At 63.0% G+C, this 15798-nt stretch carries 12 protein-coding genes; 7 read left to right on the plus strand and 5 right to left on the minus strand.

Translation table 11 applies throughout. The features are described 5' to 3' along the window. Positions 1 to 43 precede the first annotated feature (43 nt). Genes EB233_RS01390 through EB233_RS01400 form a run of 3 tightly spaced genes read right to left on the minus strand, consistent with a single transcriptional unit; the run spans position 44 to position 4832 of the window. Positions 44 to 529, minus strand: a complete 486-nt coding sequence (locus EB233_RS01390; protein ID WP_064990371.1) for an acetone carboxylase subunit gamma — start codon at positions 527 to 529, stop codon at positions 44 to 46. Beyond that, a complete protein-coding gene (locus EB233_RS01395; protein WP_064990370.1) occupies positions 526 to 2730 on the minus strand; it encodes a hydantoinase B/oxoprolinase family protein in 2205 nt (734 codons plus the stop codon). The genes EB233_RS01390 and EB233_RS01395 overlap by 4 nt, the downstream gene beginning before the upstream one ends. Positions 2731 to 2744: 14 nt before the next feature. Next, the gene (locus EB233_RS01400; RefSeq protein ID WP_244277737.1) at positions 2745 to 4832 is read right to left on the minus strand and encodes a hydantoinase/oxoprolinase family protein; all 2088 of its coding nucleotides are present in this window, start codon (positions 4830 to 4832) and stop codon (positions 2745 to 2747) included. A 164-nt stretch (positions 4833 to 4996) separates the two neighbouring features. Here EB233_RS01400 and EB233_RS01405 point away from each other — a divergent pair, with 164 nt between their 5' ends. From EB233_RS01405 to EB233_RS01435, 7 genes are all read left to right on the plus strand, one after another. Continuing rightward, positions 4997 to 5776, plus strand: coding sequence for a helix-turn-helix transcriptional regulator (locus EB233_RS01405; RefSeq protein WP_064990368.1), 780 nt, complete (start codon positions 4997 to 4999; stop codon positions 5774 to 5776). 232 nt (positions 5777 to 6008) lie between these two features. After that, positions 6009 to 6761, plus strand: a complete 753-nt coding sequence (locus EB233_RS01410; RefSeq protein ID WP_027052720.1) for an SDR family NAD(P)-dependent oxidoreductase — start codon at positions 6009 to 6011, stop codon at positions 6759 to 6761. 102 nt (positions 6762 to 6863) lie between these two features. Continuing rightward, complete coding sequence (locus tag EB233_RS01415) at positions 6864 to 8309, plus strand: GH39 family glycosyl hydrolase (RefSeq protein WP_064990367.1); 1446 nt, start codon at positions 6864 to 6866, stop codon at positions 8307 to 8309. After that, positions 8302 to 9657: a glucoamylase family protein gene (locus EB233_RS01420; protein WP_064990366.1), complete on the plus strand. Its 1356-nt coding sequence runs from the start codon at positions 8302 to 8304 to the stop codon at positions 9655 to 9657. Before EB233_RS01415 ends, EB233_RS01420 begins: the two co-directional genes overlap by 8 nt. After that, the gene (locus EB233_RS01425; protein WP_064990365.1) at positions 9647 to 11176 is read left to right on the plus strand and encodes a mercuric reductase; all 1530 of its coding nucleotides are present in this window, start codon (positions 9647 to 9649) and stop codon (positions 11174 to 11176) included. The genes EB233_RS01420 and EB233_RS01425 overlap by 11 nt, the downstream gene beginning before the upstream one ends. A 134-nt stretch (positions 11177 to 11310) precedes the next feature. Continuing rightward, complete coding sequence (locus EB233_RS01430; RefSeq protein ID WP_064990364.1) at positions 11311 to 11961, plus strand: bifunctional DNA primase/polymerase; 651 nt, start codon at positions 11311 to 11313, stop codon at positions 11959 to 11961. A gap of 2 nt (positions 11962 to 11963) precedes the next feature. Next, entirely contained in the window at positions 11964 to 14108 is a 2145-nt protein-coding gene (locus tag EB233_RS01435; protein ID WP_244277709.1) for a glycosyltransferase, read from the plus strand. A gap of 33 nt (positions 14109 to 14141) precedes the next feature. On the opposite strand, the gene EB233_RS01440 is transcribed toward EB233_RS01435, so the two are convergent. Next, positions 14142 to 15122, minus strand: coding sequence for a glycosyltransferase family 10 fucosyltransferase (locus EB233_RS01440; RefSeq protein ID WP_064990362.1), 981 nt, complete (start codon positions 15120 to 15122; stop codon positions 14142 to 14144). A gap of 72 nt (positions 15123 to 15194) precedes the next feature. Continuing rightward, positions 15195 to 15770: a DUF1349 domain-containing protein gene (locus tag EB233_RS01445; RefSeq protein ID WP_064990361.1), complete on the minus strand. Its 576-nt coding sequence runs from the start codon at positions 15768 to 15770 to the stop codon at positions 15195 to 15197. Positions 15771 to 15798: the final 28 nt, after the last annotated feature.

Here is a 15798-nt window from a genome sequence, read left to right on the forward strand (position 1 = left end):
CGAACCTGACGAACGCCCACTCGCGACGCGTGATCGTCGGAGCCTAAAGCGGTTTGCCCAGCCATTCACGGTAAAAGCTTTCGAGGTCGGGCTGAAAGTCATGCACGATCGGATAGCCAGGGGCCGCGGCCTCGACCTCGTGCATGGTGCCGCATTGCGGGCAGATGAACTCACGGATCTCCATCCATTGCGGATCGGGAATATCGCTGTTGGGATAGATTTCGCGCAGCGATTCCTCGGTGTTGCGTACGATGATCGCGGCCTTCAGCTTCCAGTTCTTGCGATAGTCGCCGAAAGAATGGCCGCACTCGCATTTCGTCACCCGCTCGTCGCCGCTCTGGCAGATGAAGAGATGATCCGAGACCGGCAGCAGGATCGGGTCTTTCCAGCCGACACGGTCCTGCAACACCGCGACATATTTGAAAAATCGGTCGTCATCCTTGTACGCGCTCATGACGCGGCGCGTCTGCGGCCAGGGCAAAGTGCCCGCGACCAGATCGGCGATGACTTCCTTGCTGTACGAGGTCATGGCTTTGCTCCCGGCATGAAGATCGATTTGGCGTCGACGTTCCAGAAATCGCTGAATTCCCTGGTGAAGCGCGACGATAGCTTGATCGCGCTGGCATACATCTTCTTCACTTCGGGGGCGAAGTCGGCCTTTTCGACACGGCCGCGTTCGGCTGCGATCCACTCCGAAACCGGCCTTGCCTTGGCCAGCCGGGCCGCCCGCATTTCCGAGCGGTGACGCTTGGTGGCATCGAGGTTGGCGACGGGATAACCGTCCTCGTCCTCATCCAGCATGATGCCGAAGATGCCCTCTGCTACTTCCCTGGTGAGGAAGCCGTTCTCGACATCCCACGCCGTCTTGAGCGGGTCGCGCTCCAGCACGTCGCCATAGCCGCCGCCGCCATTGTAGGAATGGGTGAAGACGTCGCCGGTCTTGTGCGGCGCGGTGATGTAGGGACCTTCCATGGTCACGTGCTCGCCCTGCAGGCGGACTTCGAGTTCCGAGCGGTGCGGGTTGGTGCCGGTGTGATGCGCCAGCGGCGCCCGCTTTTCGGCGAGTTCGAAGATATTGGAATCCCGCACCGCGCGATGCTTCTGGCAGGTCGGCGCCGGATAGCCGCCGCACATGCCGCCATTGTCGAACACGCGGGACGAATGCTCCGACGTGACCAGCCTCAGGTGATCGGTCTTCGAGACCAGCCAGGTCGACAGGAAGGCGCAGCCGCCGCGGTATTTGCCGGCGCCGCCGGAATTGGGAACGATGGAGCGGCCGATATACAGCATCGGCATGTTCTGTTCCCAGATCTCGATATTGCCCATGTCGGATTCCGGGTTCCAGCCGACATAGGCAGTGTCCAGCCCATCCTTGATCGCCAGCGCACCGGAACCGGCGGCCGCGCATTCGAAATGCGCCATGCCGAACAGCTTGCCATACTGGCTGGTGCCGCCCATCTCGATCATCGGGCTGTTGACCTGGCCGACAAAGGCCTCCTCGACAAAGCCGCGCCCGATGAAGGAGCGCGATAGCAGGCGCTGGAAGACGCCATAGGCCGGCAGCAGCAGCGCCCATGAGGTAGCGGTCGCCACCATCTCATTGTCGGGATTGGTCCAGGTGCCGTGCGGCAGTTTCAGCTCGGTCGCCATCCAGGCGCCGTCATTGACCAGGCCCTCGAAGTTCATGTGCTGGGTCAGCGTCACGAACATGCCGCCATCCATGCCGGCCGGCGTGCAGTTCATCGAATGGTAGCCCCAGGGCTGCGTGCCCTCGAAGTCCATGATGATCTTGCCGTCCGTGGTGATCTCCATTTCGATCGGCATATTGTAGAGCCAGTCGGGATCGCCGAGCGGCTGGTAGCCAGGCTTGCCCTTGGTGACGTGGCCGTAGAAGGTGTGGCCGCGATAGATGCCGGGCACGGTCAGCTGGCGCGTGCGGGCAAGCTGTGCGCGGCGGCCCTCCTCGATGAACTCCTTCGACACCTGCATCCAGTAGTCGAGGCCGATCTCGTCGATCAGCGCCTTGACGCTTTCGCGCATGTCGATGCACGACGCCACCTTGGCCTTCTCGTCCAGCACCCAGTAGATCGGCATCCTGAGATTGCGCTCGCAGCGGACGACGTAGTCGCGACGCAACTCGTCGTTCTGGCCGACCTTCTCGGCGCAGACGAACAGGCCTTCGGTGAAGCGCTCCTGCGCCAACGCGACGTCGCCGCCGGGGGTGATACCGCCGGCCTCGAGTTCGTGGCACACCGCGCCCGCCCAACCGACCAGCTTGCCCGAGTGGAAGATCGGCACCACGTCCATCACATCGGGAACCTGCACGGTACCGATGAAGGCGTCGTTGTTGGCGAAGATATCGCCGTCGAGGATTTGCGGGTTCTCTTCGTAGCCGTTGCGGATCATCCATTTGATGAAACGGCTCATCGTGTGCACATGCACCATGATGCCGTTGGAGAGCGCGATCGCGTCGCCCTCCGGCGTGTAGATGGCGACGACCATCTCGCCGACCTCGCGCACGCCGGGCGAGGCGGAGATGCGGCGGGCCATTTCGCGCGCCGAGACGCAATAGGCGCGCAATTTTGTGTGCAGCGTCTCGAATTTCAGCGGATCCTGGTTGCGCAGTTGGAGTTCGGTGATGCCGTCATAGCAGCCGGTCTCTTCCATCAGCCTTTCGGATTCGATCAGCCGTTCACGGATGCGCAGCGCGGAGGCGGGTTTGTCCAGCATGGTAACAGCCCTTCTCAAGCGTGGGTGTAGTGCAGCAGCGTCCATTCATCGACATGGACACGGTCCTGCGGATGAACGACGAGCGTGGTGGCGGGATGTTCGATGATGGCCGGGCCGATGACCTCGTGACCGGGCTGAAGAAGGTCCATCTCGTAGAGATTGGCCTTGTGCCAGCGGCCACCGATATAGGCCTCGCGCACGCCCTTGTGGGCGGAGGCGGGATCCGATTTGCCGAGCGGGCGCTTGAGCAGCACCGGCTTGACCTTGTCGGCGGTGGCGATCAGGCCAAGCTCGGTGATCGAGAAGCCGGCCTCGCCATAGCGCGAGACGCGGTGGTTGACCTTGGCATAGACCGCCTCGAATTCATCGATAACCCTGCGCATGTCGTCGGCCGAATGGATGGCCGATAGCGGCGCCATCACCTCGACGTCCTCGAGCTGGCCGGTGTAGCGCATCATCAGGAACGGCACGGTCTTGATCTTTTCGCGCGCATGGCCGTCTTCGATCATCTCGTCGACCGCCGCCTTGGTGAGGTCGTCCCAGACATTGGTGACCTTGTTGCCGAAAGCCGCCAGTTCGTCATCGCCCGCGCGAGCGCCGATGTCGTGCTGCGTCGACACCGAATGGCGGCGCATGAAATCGGCGGTGGTGCAGCCGAAGGCCGAGAAAGCAGCCGCGAACTGGAAGGTGATGATATCCTTGAAGCCGATGCCCCGGGAGCAGCCGGCGAGGTGCAGCGGGCCGGAGCCGCCATAGGAGAGCAGCGTGAATTCCGAAGGATGGATGCCCTGGCCGGAAATGACGCGGCGCAATGCGTTGTTGGCGTCGGCCTCCAGCATATCGATCATGCCTTCGGCGGCTTCCTCGACACCGACGCCGAGCAGGCGCGAGCACTTCTCCTCGAAAGCGGCCCTCGCCTTCTCGACATGCAGCACGACCTTGCCGCCGAGGAAATAGTGCGGGTTGAGGCGGCCGAGGATGGCATCGCAATCGGCGATGGTCGGCTCGGTGCCGCCCTTGGCAAAGCAGATCGGTCCGGGATCGGAGCCGGCGCTTTCCGGTCCGAGCGAGACCTTCCTGGTCAGCGGATCGACCTTGAGGATCATGCCGGCGCCAGCGCCGATCGTATCGAGATGCAGCGTCGGCACGTTGAGCTTGAAGCGGTCCATCAGCGGCTCGTTCTCGATCCATGTCTGGCCGCGCGTGATGACGCCCATGTCGAAGGAGGTGCCGCCCATATCCGAGCAGATCAGCGAGTCGTTGCCGATCAGCTTGCCGACATAGGCCGCGCCGAGGATGCCGCCGATCGGGCCGGAGATCATGGTTTCATGCAGGCGCGGATGGTTGATCGAGGTCAGGCCGCCGAAGGAGAGCAGCGTCTGCACGCCGTATTTGAAGCCGTACTTCTTCGAGACGTCCTCGATGCCTTTGAGCTGCTTGCGGCCACGCGAGGTGGCGTAAGCCTCGATCAGCACCGAGTTCAGGCGCGACTGTTCGCGGATGACCGGGCGGACCTCGTGACTCGTGTAGACGAGGATGTCGACGCCGGCCTTGGCGATCTCGTCGCGGCAGATCTCGGCAATGCGCTTCTCGTGCACGGGGTTGACGTGCGAGAAGATCGTCATGATGCAGATGCCCTCGACCTTGTCGGCGATCAGCTTCCTGGCGGCGGCGGCGACCTCATGCTCGTAGAGCGGCAGGATGATGTCGCCGAACTGGTCGATGCGCTCGGTGACACCGTGGGTGCGCCTGCGCGGAACGAGGGGCTCCGGGTGGGCATGCGTCACCGCGTGCAGGCGATCGGCATAGGAATAGTCGGCCCAGGCCTGCAGGCCACGGCCCATCAGGATCATGTCCTCGAGGCCCTTGGTGGTGATCAGGCCGAGCCGGCGGCCGGTGCGCGACAACAGCGTGTTGAGCATGCCGGTGCCGGAATAGAGCACGACGTTGACGCCCGAAAACAGCGTTTCCAGCGAGATGCCCCAGGCGTCAGCGGCATCCTCGGCGGAGGCGAGGAAGCCCTCGGCCTCGTTCCTGGGTGTCGTCGCCGACTTGCCGATCTTGAAGTGGCCATCCTGATCGACAAGGATCGTGTCGGTCATGGTGCCGCCGGCGTCGATGCCGATGACGATGGGATTGGTAGTAATCTGGTCCACGGGTCGCCTTCCCTCTTCGAGAATGGTCGCAGGCTAGATTCGTAAGGCCGGATCGCGCCATATGCCTAAAGACACAATGACGGGCAGGCGCGGTTCGCCGAGAAGAGGACATGCGCATGAGCAATATCTGGGCGCCGCTGGCCAAAGCGATCGCGGCCACCGGCACCGACCGGCATGTCGACTGCCTGATCGACCTGATCGGCGCCGACATCGACCACGACCTCGTGACTGTAACGCGTTATTCGACCACGCAGACCCCGGAATTCGTCAAGCACCGGCGCTTCTCCGACGAGATGGTGCAGCGCTATCTCGCCAGCTATTACGTCTTCGACCCGTTCTACGCATCGTGGCGGCGTGAGCGCCGGCTGGGCATCATGCCGCTGAAGCGGCTTGCCGACGAGGAGGCCAAGCGCGGCCAGTACATAGCCGGCTTCCTGGCCCAGTCGGAAATCTGCGACGAGGTCGGCATCATGCTCGCCGATGGCGGCGACTGGTGCCTCGGCATCTTCCTCGATCGCTCGACCAGTTCGTTCAAGGACAGCGAAATCGCCCTTCTCGACGAGCGGCTGCCGGTGTTCGAAGCGCTGCATGCGCTCGACATCAAGGCGCGCGGACGCGAATTCTTCCGCACGTCGGCACCGACCGGACCCGGTGCCTCACCGCGACAGGAGCCGACCATTCCGACGAGCCTATGGCCGGAACTGTCGCTGCGCGAGCGCGAACTGGTGCAGTTGATCCTCGCCGGTCACCCGACGGCCAACATCGCCGAGCGCCTCGGCATCACCGTCGGCACCGTCAAGAACCATCGCCGGCGCATCTACGAAAAGCTCGACATCACCACCGAGCGGGAATTGTTCCTGCAGTTTTTCCAGCATCAAGTGGATCGGTAGCCGGTCTCCAATGCCTGTATCAAGGGGCCTCCCGGGTCACTTCGTTTGGCGGCTGGCACAGCTACATCCATGCGGTCGGCGTGCCGTTCCGCCCGCGCGACGGCTTGAGGGAATTTCGGAGGCGGGCACGAGCATTGGCCCAGACGATCGGCTCGCATGCCGGCTTGAACTCGGCCGACCGCCACCCCACAGTCTCCCCAATGGCGCCTTCAGCCACCAGGAGGAGAATCACATGCCGATGAACTTCGCGGGACGCTTCGCCGGCCGGTCGGCTGTCATCACGGGCGGCGCCTCGGGCATCGGCCTGGCGGTTGCGCAAAGGATCGTCGAGGAAGGCGGGCGTGTCAGCGTCTGGGATCGCGACCCGGGCCAGATCGAACAGGCGAAAGCCGTTGTTCCCGGCCTGCATGGGGTGACGATGGACGTTGCCGACGCAGCAACCGTCGAAAGCGCTGCCCGGTCGACGATCGAGGCACTCGGTGGCGTCGATATCCTGGTCACCAGCGCCGCCATCACCGGGCCGAACATGACGACCTGGGCTTATTCGGTCGAGGATTGGCAGAAGGTCATCGACATCAACATCAACGGCGTCTTCTACTGCAACAGGGCGCTGGTGCCGCACATGCTCGAGCGCGACTATGGCCGCATCGTCAACATCGCCTCGATCGCCGGCAAGGAAGGCAATCCCAACGCTTCCGCCTACAGCACCTCGAAGGCGGCGGTGATCGGCCTGACCAAGTCGCTCGGCAAGGAACTGGCCAAGACCAAGGTGACGGTAAATTGCGTGACGCCGGCCGCCGTGCGCACCGCGATCTTCAAACAGATGAAGCAGGAGCACATCGACTTCATGCTGTCCAAGATACCGATGGCGCGCTTCGGCGAGGTCGAGGAAGTGGCGGCACTGATCTGCTGGATCGCTTCGGAGGAATGCTCGTTCACGACCGCCGCCGTCTTCGACGTTTCCGGCGGCCGTGCCACCTATTGATGGCAACTACAAATCCGCGTGAGCAGGCAACGAATGCTGCCTGCCTGCGTATAGTCGGCGATGCAGAGCATACGACCGGCGAATATCCCTTCAAACAGTTCCATGGACGTGACCTTTCGCTGCGATCTCGGCGTTCGGGGCGAGGACTTCCCGCACTTTTGGGAGCATACAGTCGGCAGTGGCCACGCAACGCTGGCATTGCGCGCCGACTGGCAGGCGCAGATGCGCCGCGCGCATGACGAGCTCGGCTTTCGCCATGTCCGTTTTCATGGGCTGCTCGATGACGACATGGGCACGCTCATCGACCAGGACAACCAGCCGCTCTATTCGTTCTTCAATGCCGACCAAATTTTCGATTTCCTGCTGTCGATCGGCATGCGGCCCTTTGTCGAACTGAGCTTCATGCCGACCATGCTCTCATCCAATGGGCAGATCATTTTCCACTACCGTGCCAATGTCAGCGCGCCGAAGGATTCCGGCCAATGGTCGACCCTGATTTCGAAACTCGTCGGTCATTGGGTCGACCGCTACGGACTGGAGGAGGTGCGTCAATGGTTCTTCGAGGTCTGGAACGAACCCAATCTCGAGGCGTTTGGCAGCGGCAAGCAGGAGGACTATTTCCAACTCTATGCCGCTACGGCAAAGGCGATCAAATCCGTCGACATACAATTGAAAGTCGGTGGGCCGGCCACCGCCGCCAATGCCTGGATCGAGGAATTCATCGCCTATTGCAGCCAGAACAGCCTTCCAGCCGATTTCATCAGCACGCATCATTATCCGACAGATGCCTTCGGCAAAACTGGCGACGACACCGAAACCCAGCTTTCGGAAAGCACAAGAAGCGTGCTGCGCGAGGAGGCACGCACAGCACGCCAGCAGGCCGGCGACCGCCCCCTCTACTACACCGAATGGTGCACCTCTTCGAACCCGCGTGATCCCTTGCATGACGAGCCGTACGCCGCCGCCTTCATCGTCAAGACGGTTATGGAGGCGAGAGGGCTGGTCCAGGGCTACAGCTACTGGACCTTCTCGGATATCTTCGAGGAGAACTATTTTCCTTCCGAACCCTTTCACGGTGGTTTCGGCCTGATGAACCTTCACGGCATTGCCAAACCGGCTTACCGTGCCTTCGAAATGCTGCACCGACTTGGAACCGAAATCCTGTTCATGCAAGGCGACCACCCAACCGTCGATAGCTGGTGCGTCCGCCACGGAAATGTGTTGACTGTGCTGATCTCCAATTTCGCCCTGCCCCGGCATCCGATCACGAGCGAAACGGTCCATATCGAACTCAAGAATGCGCCGCGGCCCGCCACGGCAAGCATCCAGCGAGTCGACACCGAAAATGCCAACGCCAAGGCCCTATGGGTCGGGATGGGTAGCCCCGAGTATCTGAACCCGGCAATGGTCGAGCGATTGCATTCGGCTTCGGCAATGCCGGAGCAGGAACAAACGGTCACCTGGCGCGACCGTACCCTTGGAATCGAGGTGACCATTCCACCGTTGGGAGTCGCTTCCATCAGGCTGGAGTTTGCACCGTTTGCCTAAAACAGAACCTGACGACGCGCTGTCCGACGAGGAGCTTCTGGACCGCTACCAGCGCGCCGCCTTCGGCTATTTCCTGGAGACCGTGAACCCCGACAACGGGCTGGTCGCAGATACGTCACGGCCGAACTCGCCGGCCAGCATCGCCGTCGTCGGCTTTGCCCTGTCGTGCTATCCGATCGGCGTCGAGCGCGGCTGGATGACGCGGGAGGCGGCAGTCGAGCTGACACTCGCCGCGCTGCGTTTCTTCTCAGCCAGCCCGCAAGGCGGTGGCGACGACGTCACCGGCCACAAGGGTTTCTACTACCATTTCCTCGACATGCGGACAGGGCTGCGCGTCTGGCGCTGCGAACTGTCCATGGTGGACACTGCCTTGCTGATGGCCGGCGTCCTGGTGGCGGGCGCCTATTTCTCCGGCGCGGGCGAGAAGGAGGCCGAAATCCGGCAACTGGCCGAAGCGCTCTACCGGCGCATCGACTGGCGCTGGGCGCAAGGCAGCAGCCCCACCTTGCGGCAAGGCTGGAAACCGAAGAGCGGCTTCCTGCACTATGGCTGGGAAGGCTACAACGAGGCGACCATCCTCTACGTGCTGTCGATGGCCTCGCCCGACAGCCCGACCTCCGACGACAGCTACGAGGCCTGGACGGCGACCTACCAGTGGGAAAACATCTACGGCCATGACGTGCTCTATGGCGGGCCGCTGTTCATGCACCAGTTTTCGCATGCCTGGATCGACTTCGCCGGCATCCGCGACGCCTTCATGCGCGAGAAGAACTCTGACTATTTCGAAAACAGCCGTCGCTCGACCTACCTTCACCGCGATTATGCCCGCCACAATCCGTATGGCTTCGACGGCTATGGCGAGAACCTTTGGGGGCTTTCGGCGGGAGATGGGCCGGGCGGCTTCCGCGCCAGCGTCGAGCGACGGCGGCACCGGTTCTCCGGCTATGCCGCGCGCGGCGCGCCATTCGGGCCGGATGACGGGACCATCGCGCCATGGTCCTATCCCGCGTCGCTGCCTTTCGCGCCCGACATTTGCCTGGCCGCCTTGCGCCATCTCGGGGAGCGATATCCCCAGGTGATCGACAACTACCGGCTGCCGAGCGGCTTCAATCCGACCTTGGCCAACCGGCGAAAATTCGGTCGCGACGGCTGGGTGTCGGAAGGTCAATACGGGCTGGACCAGGGTATCGTGGTGATGATGATCGAGAACCACCGCTCAGGCCTGCTCTGGGAGTTGATGCGCTCCAACCAGCATATCCGCCGCGGCCTCGGCAGAGCGGGCTTCACCGGTGGCTGGCTGACGCAGCCGGCAGGGCCTGTGGTATCAGGGGACCGCGATGTCGCGTGAACGGACAAAGGCCGCCGCTTTCCCTGTAGACCGCAACGACGTCGACCTGATGCGGGCCGCGCATCCGCCGCACTGGATGAACCCTACCCCCGATGGCCGCTACAATCTCGTCGTCATCGGTGCCGGGCCGGCCGGGTTGACCGCGGCGCGTGACGCCGCAAGCCTTGGCGCCAAGGTGGCTCTGGTGGAGCGCGGACTGATCGGGGGGGCCTGCGTCAATGTCGGCGGCGTCCCGTCGAAGTCGATCATCCGCACGGCGAGGCTCTATGCCGACATGCGCGATGCCGAGAATTTCGGCGGCGACGTGCCCGAGCGTCTTCACGCCGACTTCGAGCGGGCCATGATGCGGATGCGGCAGATCCGGCAGCGGCTCAGCCGCGCCGATTCAGCCGTTGCCATCGCTTCGGAAGGCATCGACCTCTATTTCGGCGAAGCGCACTTTGGCGGAGCTGATACGGTTGAGGTCGCCGGCAGGACGCTGCACTTCAGGAAGGCACTGGTGGCGACGGGGGCGCATCCAAGCGCGCCGGCAATTCCGGGACTTGCCGAGGCCGGCTATCTCGACAATGAGAGCATGTTCGACCTTACGCAATGCCCTGAACGGCTGCTGGTCATCGGCGGTGGGCCGCTCGGCTGCGAGACGGCGCAGGCCTTCTGCCTGCTCGGCGCGAAGGTCATCCTGGCGCAGAATGATCCGATGTTCCTGCCCGGCGAGGAACGCGACGCCGCACAGATCCTTTCTGATGCTCTGGCGCGCGAGGGGGTCGAGGTGCGGCTGAATACCGAGGTGGTGGCGGTGCGCAGGGAGGGCGGCAAGAAGCTCGCCGACCTGACGCGGGAGGGCGATACGACGACGATTTCCGTCGACGAGATCATCACCGGCGTCGGTCGTTCGCCCAACGTCGGAGGTCTCGGCCTAGAAGAGGCCGGGGTGGCGTATGACGCCGACGGCATCAAGGTGGACGATCACCTGAGAACCACCAATCCGCACATCTACGCGGCAGGCGATGTGTGCCTGGAATACAAGTTCACCCATACCGCCGAGGCGACAGCCCGCATCGTTGTGCGCAATGCGCTGTTTCGCGGCCGCGAAAGGCTCAGTGAACTCGTCGTACCCTGGTGTACCTATACCGATCCGGAGATCGCCCATGTCGGGCTCTATCCGATCGAGGCGCGCCGGGACGGCATTCCGGTCAAGACCTATACGGTACTGATGCACGATGTCGCCCGGGCCGTGATGGACGGCGAGGAGGAAGGGTTCGTCAAGATCCATGTCCGGGAGGGATCCGACCGCATCCTTGGCGCGACGGTCGTCGCCAGCCATGCCGGCGAGATGATCAATGCGGTGACGCTCGCCATCAGGTCGGGCATGGGATTGCATGCGCTCGCCGATGTCATCCATCCGTTCCCGACGCAGGCACAAGGCATCAAGATGGCAGGCGACGCCTACAGGCGTACGCGGCTCACCTCCTTGCGCCGGCGTCTGGCGGCGCGCTGGCTGGCTTGGTCCAGGCGGTAAGGCCGCACAAGAACAGCAACATTCGATGAAATTCCTGCAAATAGCCTGCCCAATCTCACAAGCCGAGCTTGACGGAACCCTGTGAGGCTAACGAAGATTAACATCGCGTCTTGCGACCTGCGGAACATTCGGGGATGCAGCCTGTCATTGAAACGGACCATGCGATCCAGCTCCTGGGCAAGGGTTACATCTGCGTGCCGTTGCGGGCCGGGGGCAAGCATCTCGATCTTCAGACGATGGAGTATCATCCCCTGCACCTGCAGAGCCGTCGCAAGGACATGAAGGAACTAGCGTTCCGATCGATCGCCTTTCAATTGGCGCAGAAACCACCGACCGGCGACGACATAGAGCGCTGGTTCTGGCGGTTTGCCGGCAATGTCGGGATCATCGGCGGCTTCGCCAATCTGCTCATCCTGGATTTCGACGACGTTGCCGGCTACCGAGGCTGGGCCGATCTGCACCTGCCCCTCTCGCGTGGCACGCCGGTTGCGAAATCGCCGAGAGGATTTCACGTCTATCTGAGGACGCATGAGCCGGCGGTTTCATCCAGCCTCTATTGCGGCATGCGGCGGGTCGGCCACGTCAAGGCGCTTGGCGGCTATGTCGTCGGCAGCCCGTCGGTGCTAAGCGACGGCAGTTCCTACAACTGGGTTGAGGGCCAGTCGCCATTCGACGTCGATCCGCAGGCGATCGAGAGCCTCGCCAGCCTTTCGCTGCGCGCCGTGTCGCCGTTCAAATTCCACTATGACCGCCTGCTAGGCCGCGGCTTCTTCGCGCCGCGATGAGCATGACCGACACCGACCGGCAGGACATAAGCGTCATCATCCCGGCCAGGAACGCGGCCGCGACGGTCGACGCGACCTTGCGCAGCCTCGGGTCCGACCGGGATCTGATCGGCGAGATCATTCTGGTCGACGATCGCTCGGATGATCAGACCTCGGCCGTCTCGATCGAAGCCGCCCGACGATACCAGCTGCCGCTTCAGATTGTGGCGGTTGACCTGGGAAGCGCCGGGGCTGCTCGCAACGCCGGAATGGCGCGTGCCAGCGGCAGGTTCCTGTTCTTCCTCGACGCCGACGACGAGGTGGTGGCGGGCGGCCTGCGGCTTTTGCGCGATGCGCTGCTGCGCAATCCAGAGGCCGGCCTTTCGGTCGGGGCCAGCATCCGCCGCACAGAGGGCCGGGAGGACAAGCTCAAGGTTCCGCATGGATACACAAGTGACCGGGCCATGAACGTCCGGCGCTACCTTTTCAACGACTTATGGCCGATCGCGATGGGCAGCGCGCTGGTCGTCGCTTCGGCAACAGCCGCCATCCGCTTCCCTGAAGCCATCGGTTTCGACGAAGACACATGCTACTGGGCCGCACTGCTGACGCGCGCCCACGTCGCGATGATACCCGCTACGGTGTTTGTCTATCATTACGGCGAGCAGAGGATGGCGCGCCGGTTCGTGCGGAAGCCACGGGCCAGTTTTCTGTCAATCGCACTCGAACTGAACAAGCTCGGCGGTTTTGGGATCCCAAGGGAGCTTCTGCAGTGGCGAAAAGCGTGGATCGCGCAGCGCATCGCAAGGCAGCTCATCAAGCACAAGCGATACAGAGACGCCGGGCGCATGATGCGCGCCGTGAGCGCCCACAAGATGCTCGGCCGAAGCTGGAAAGCCCTACAATATCGCTTCCGCATTCGCGGCGGAGCCATGCTGGAAAAGCCTGACCGTCCGGCGAGCGCCGGCAAGGACCAGCAAAGACGCACGCTGATCGTGTCCTACGATCCGGCCTATCCGCCGGTCTCGGGGGCGGACCTGCGCAATTACAGCAATGCAGACACGGCGGCGGGCTACGGCCCGGTCCGGCTAGCCTCGATCAGGCCGCTCGTCCATGCGTCAAACCAGTCCGGCGATTGCGTGAATGCGGTTGGGCTGACCATCGAAGGGGAACGGCGCACAGCCTCGCTCGGCTGGCGCAGGATAGACGGAGAGATGCGCATTCCGCGATCGGCATTCGTGCGGCTGCGGACCCTGGTGCAAGCCTTCAAGCCGGACACCATCATCGTCGAGGGTATCGGCCTGTTCAAGCTGCTGCGACATTTGCGGCCGATGGCGAACCAGCTCATTCTCGACATGCACAATGTCGAGTCCGCCCTGGCTGCCCAAATCCAGCACGCCGATAGAGTCCGACCGAGTCTAGCCGGAATGCTCGCTGCGTCCGGCCTCGCTCGGCTTGAAAGAAAGGCGTTGGGCATCGTCGACAAGGTCTGGGTTTGCTCGAACCAGGACCGCAACAGGCTGAGCGGCCTTTCCCGGCACAAGGTGCCGATCGACATCGTGCCGAACGGCATTCCGCATGCGGCCGACATCCCCAAGACGCTGCCTGCCGAGGCCCAAACGGATAGCGGCTTTCCAACGATCCTGTTTGTCGGTCATCTCGGCTACCCGCCCAATGTCGACGCAGCCGAACGACTTGCCGCCTCGATATTGCCGCGCATCCGGCAGGCATTGCCTGGCGCCAGGCTTGTTCTGGCCGGGCGCAGCCCAAAACAGCGGGTGCGGGCACTGGCCAGCCTGAGTGGGGTACAGCTGGTCGAAAACCCGCAAAGCCTGGCGCCGCTTCTCTCGGCCGCGCACATTACCATCATTCCACTCAAAACAGGCGGGGGCACGCGCATCAAGATCCTGGAAGCGATGGCCTGGGGCGTGCCGGTGATCGCGACGCCACTGGCGGCCGAGGGGCTCGATCTGGTCGAGAACGACGAGGTCTTGCTGTCGGCTTCGGATGAAGGGCTTGCCGACATGGCGATCGGGCTCTGCAGGGATGCCGAGCGCAGGACAAGGCTGCGCATGCGCGCACATGAAACCGTATGGGCGAGGTTTGGCCCGCAGGCGATCCGCGCTGCGGTCCGCGCCGGGTTGGGCCTGTCTCATGATGGCGAATGACCACCAGCCGTCAGGGTTCCGTCCGCGAAGCGGTTAGCCCTTGCGCCAGCGACGCAGCCGTGCGCGCAGGAAAGGCAAGGGGCCGAACGGTAAGGAGGACCGTCGCGACAGCCCTGGCTGCCGTTCTGCCAATCGCCGATGCACCAGCGCCGCCAGGCGACATGTCGGCGCCACCTCGGACTGAGTGATCCAGTCGGCGAGGCGCTCGGGCAGAGGCCTATCCCGCCAGGCAAAATAGGCCTGATACTCCGCCGGGGTCTCGACCAGATGCCTGAGATAGGCGGCAAGCTGGGCCGGACTGCCGAAGGACGCCGCGTCTATGTAGCTGTTTTCGGGGACGAACCGGGCGGCATTGGGTGCGCCGAGATAGACCGGCACCGTGCCGGCGGCCAGCGGATCGAACATTTTTTCGGTGACGTAGTCCGGCGCGATCGAATTTTCCAAGGCAAGGCAGAAGGGGTATCGGCTGATGATCTCGAGCTTGGTCTGCCGGCCAAGGTCGGGACCTTCGACGTGCCGGTTGGGCTGGTGCCGGCCGTAACGATCGACGCCGACATGATGGGAGAGTTCGGCGACCAATGCGCCCCGACGGCTGTCATCGAATTTCGACGACTGGAAATGCACGGCCAAGGCAGTCTCCGTCTTGCGGGCGATCGGACTGGCGCGCGCTTTCTGCCAAAAGGCGTGCGGCGGAAGATAGGGGGCCCAGACATCCGACCCGGTTTCATAGGTCATGGTGATGTCGAAATGCCTCATGAAACGCGGATCGGCCATAAGCGGGTAGTTGCGCCGGCTTTCCATCGACCAGGCGACCCAATCCTGGCCGCCATATTTGCGGGCGTCTGCGATCTCACGAAAATCAGGAAGGTGGAAAACCACAGCCGTGGCCTCGGAGAGGCGGCGGCGATCGTTGGTCCATTCGACCGGCGAGCCGCATTCCGGGATGGCCGCGATGTCCACCGGCTTGCCAAAGTAGGACGTGTAGAAAAGGATGATGGGACTGGTCGACCGCATGGCGCTCCAGGATTCTGACAACGCAGTTCTACGCCGGTCTTTTCCGATGCAAAAGTACGGTTGATCTGTGTTCTAACCGTGCAGGTCGCGCGAAATCGGCGGACCGATGGAAAATCCGGAGAACGTGACCTCAAAACCCTCGCGCTGTGGCGAGCAGCAGATCATGCCGACATCGACCGTTTTCGAGATCGGGAAATAGGCGAGACGCACCGGCTTCCAGTGGCCGTCCGCAGCATCGAGATACTGGACGCGGATCGCCTCGCCGTGACGGGTCAGGCGGATGCTGACGCCATTCGGACCGGCATGAATGGCCACCAGCGACCAGTCCGACGTGTCGTCGGTGACGACGACGGAGAAATAGGCAAGGCCATCCGTGTATTCGATGCCGGCCTTGATCCAGTGCGTCTCGCTCAGCCGGACCATCAGTCCCGCCTGGTCATAGAGGACCTTGTAGTCGCCCTTGACGGTGACTTCGGCGGTGAAATCGCCCTCGACCGGTCGATGCAGGAAGTGGCCGTTGTCCCGCCAGAAACCATAGAAGGTCTCGCGCCAGAAATCGGTCTCCTTGCCGGTGCGCACACGGACGACATTCCCCTCTGTCGTGTAGTATGGCGGCGGATTGAGCCAGGTCAGATCCTGCGTTGTCATCGCGTTGCGCCGGTCCGGTTGCTCGAGA

Origin of the sequence: Mesorhizobium erdmanii (genome assembly GCF_013170725.1) — a bacterium.
Lineage (GTDB): Bacteria > Pseudomonadota > Alphaproteobacteria > Rhizobiales > Rhizobiaceae > Mesorhizobium > Mesorhizobium erdmanii.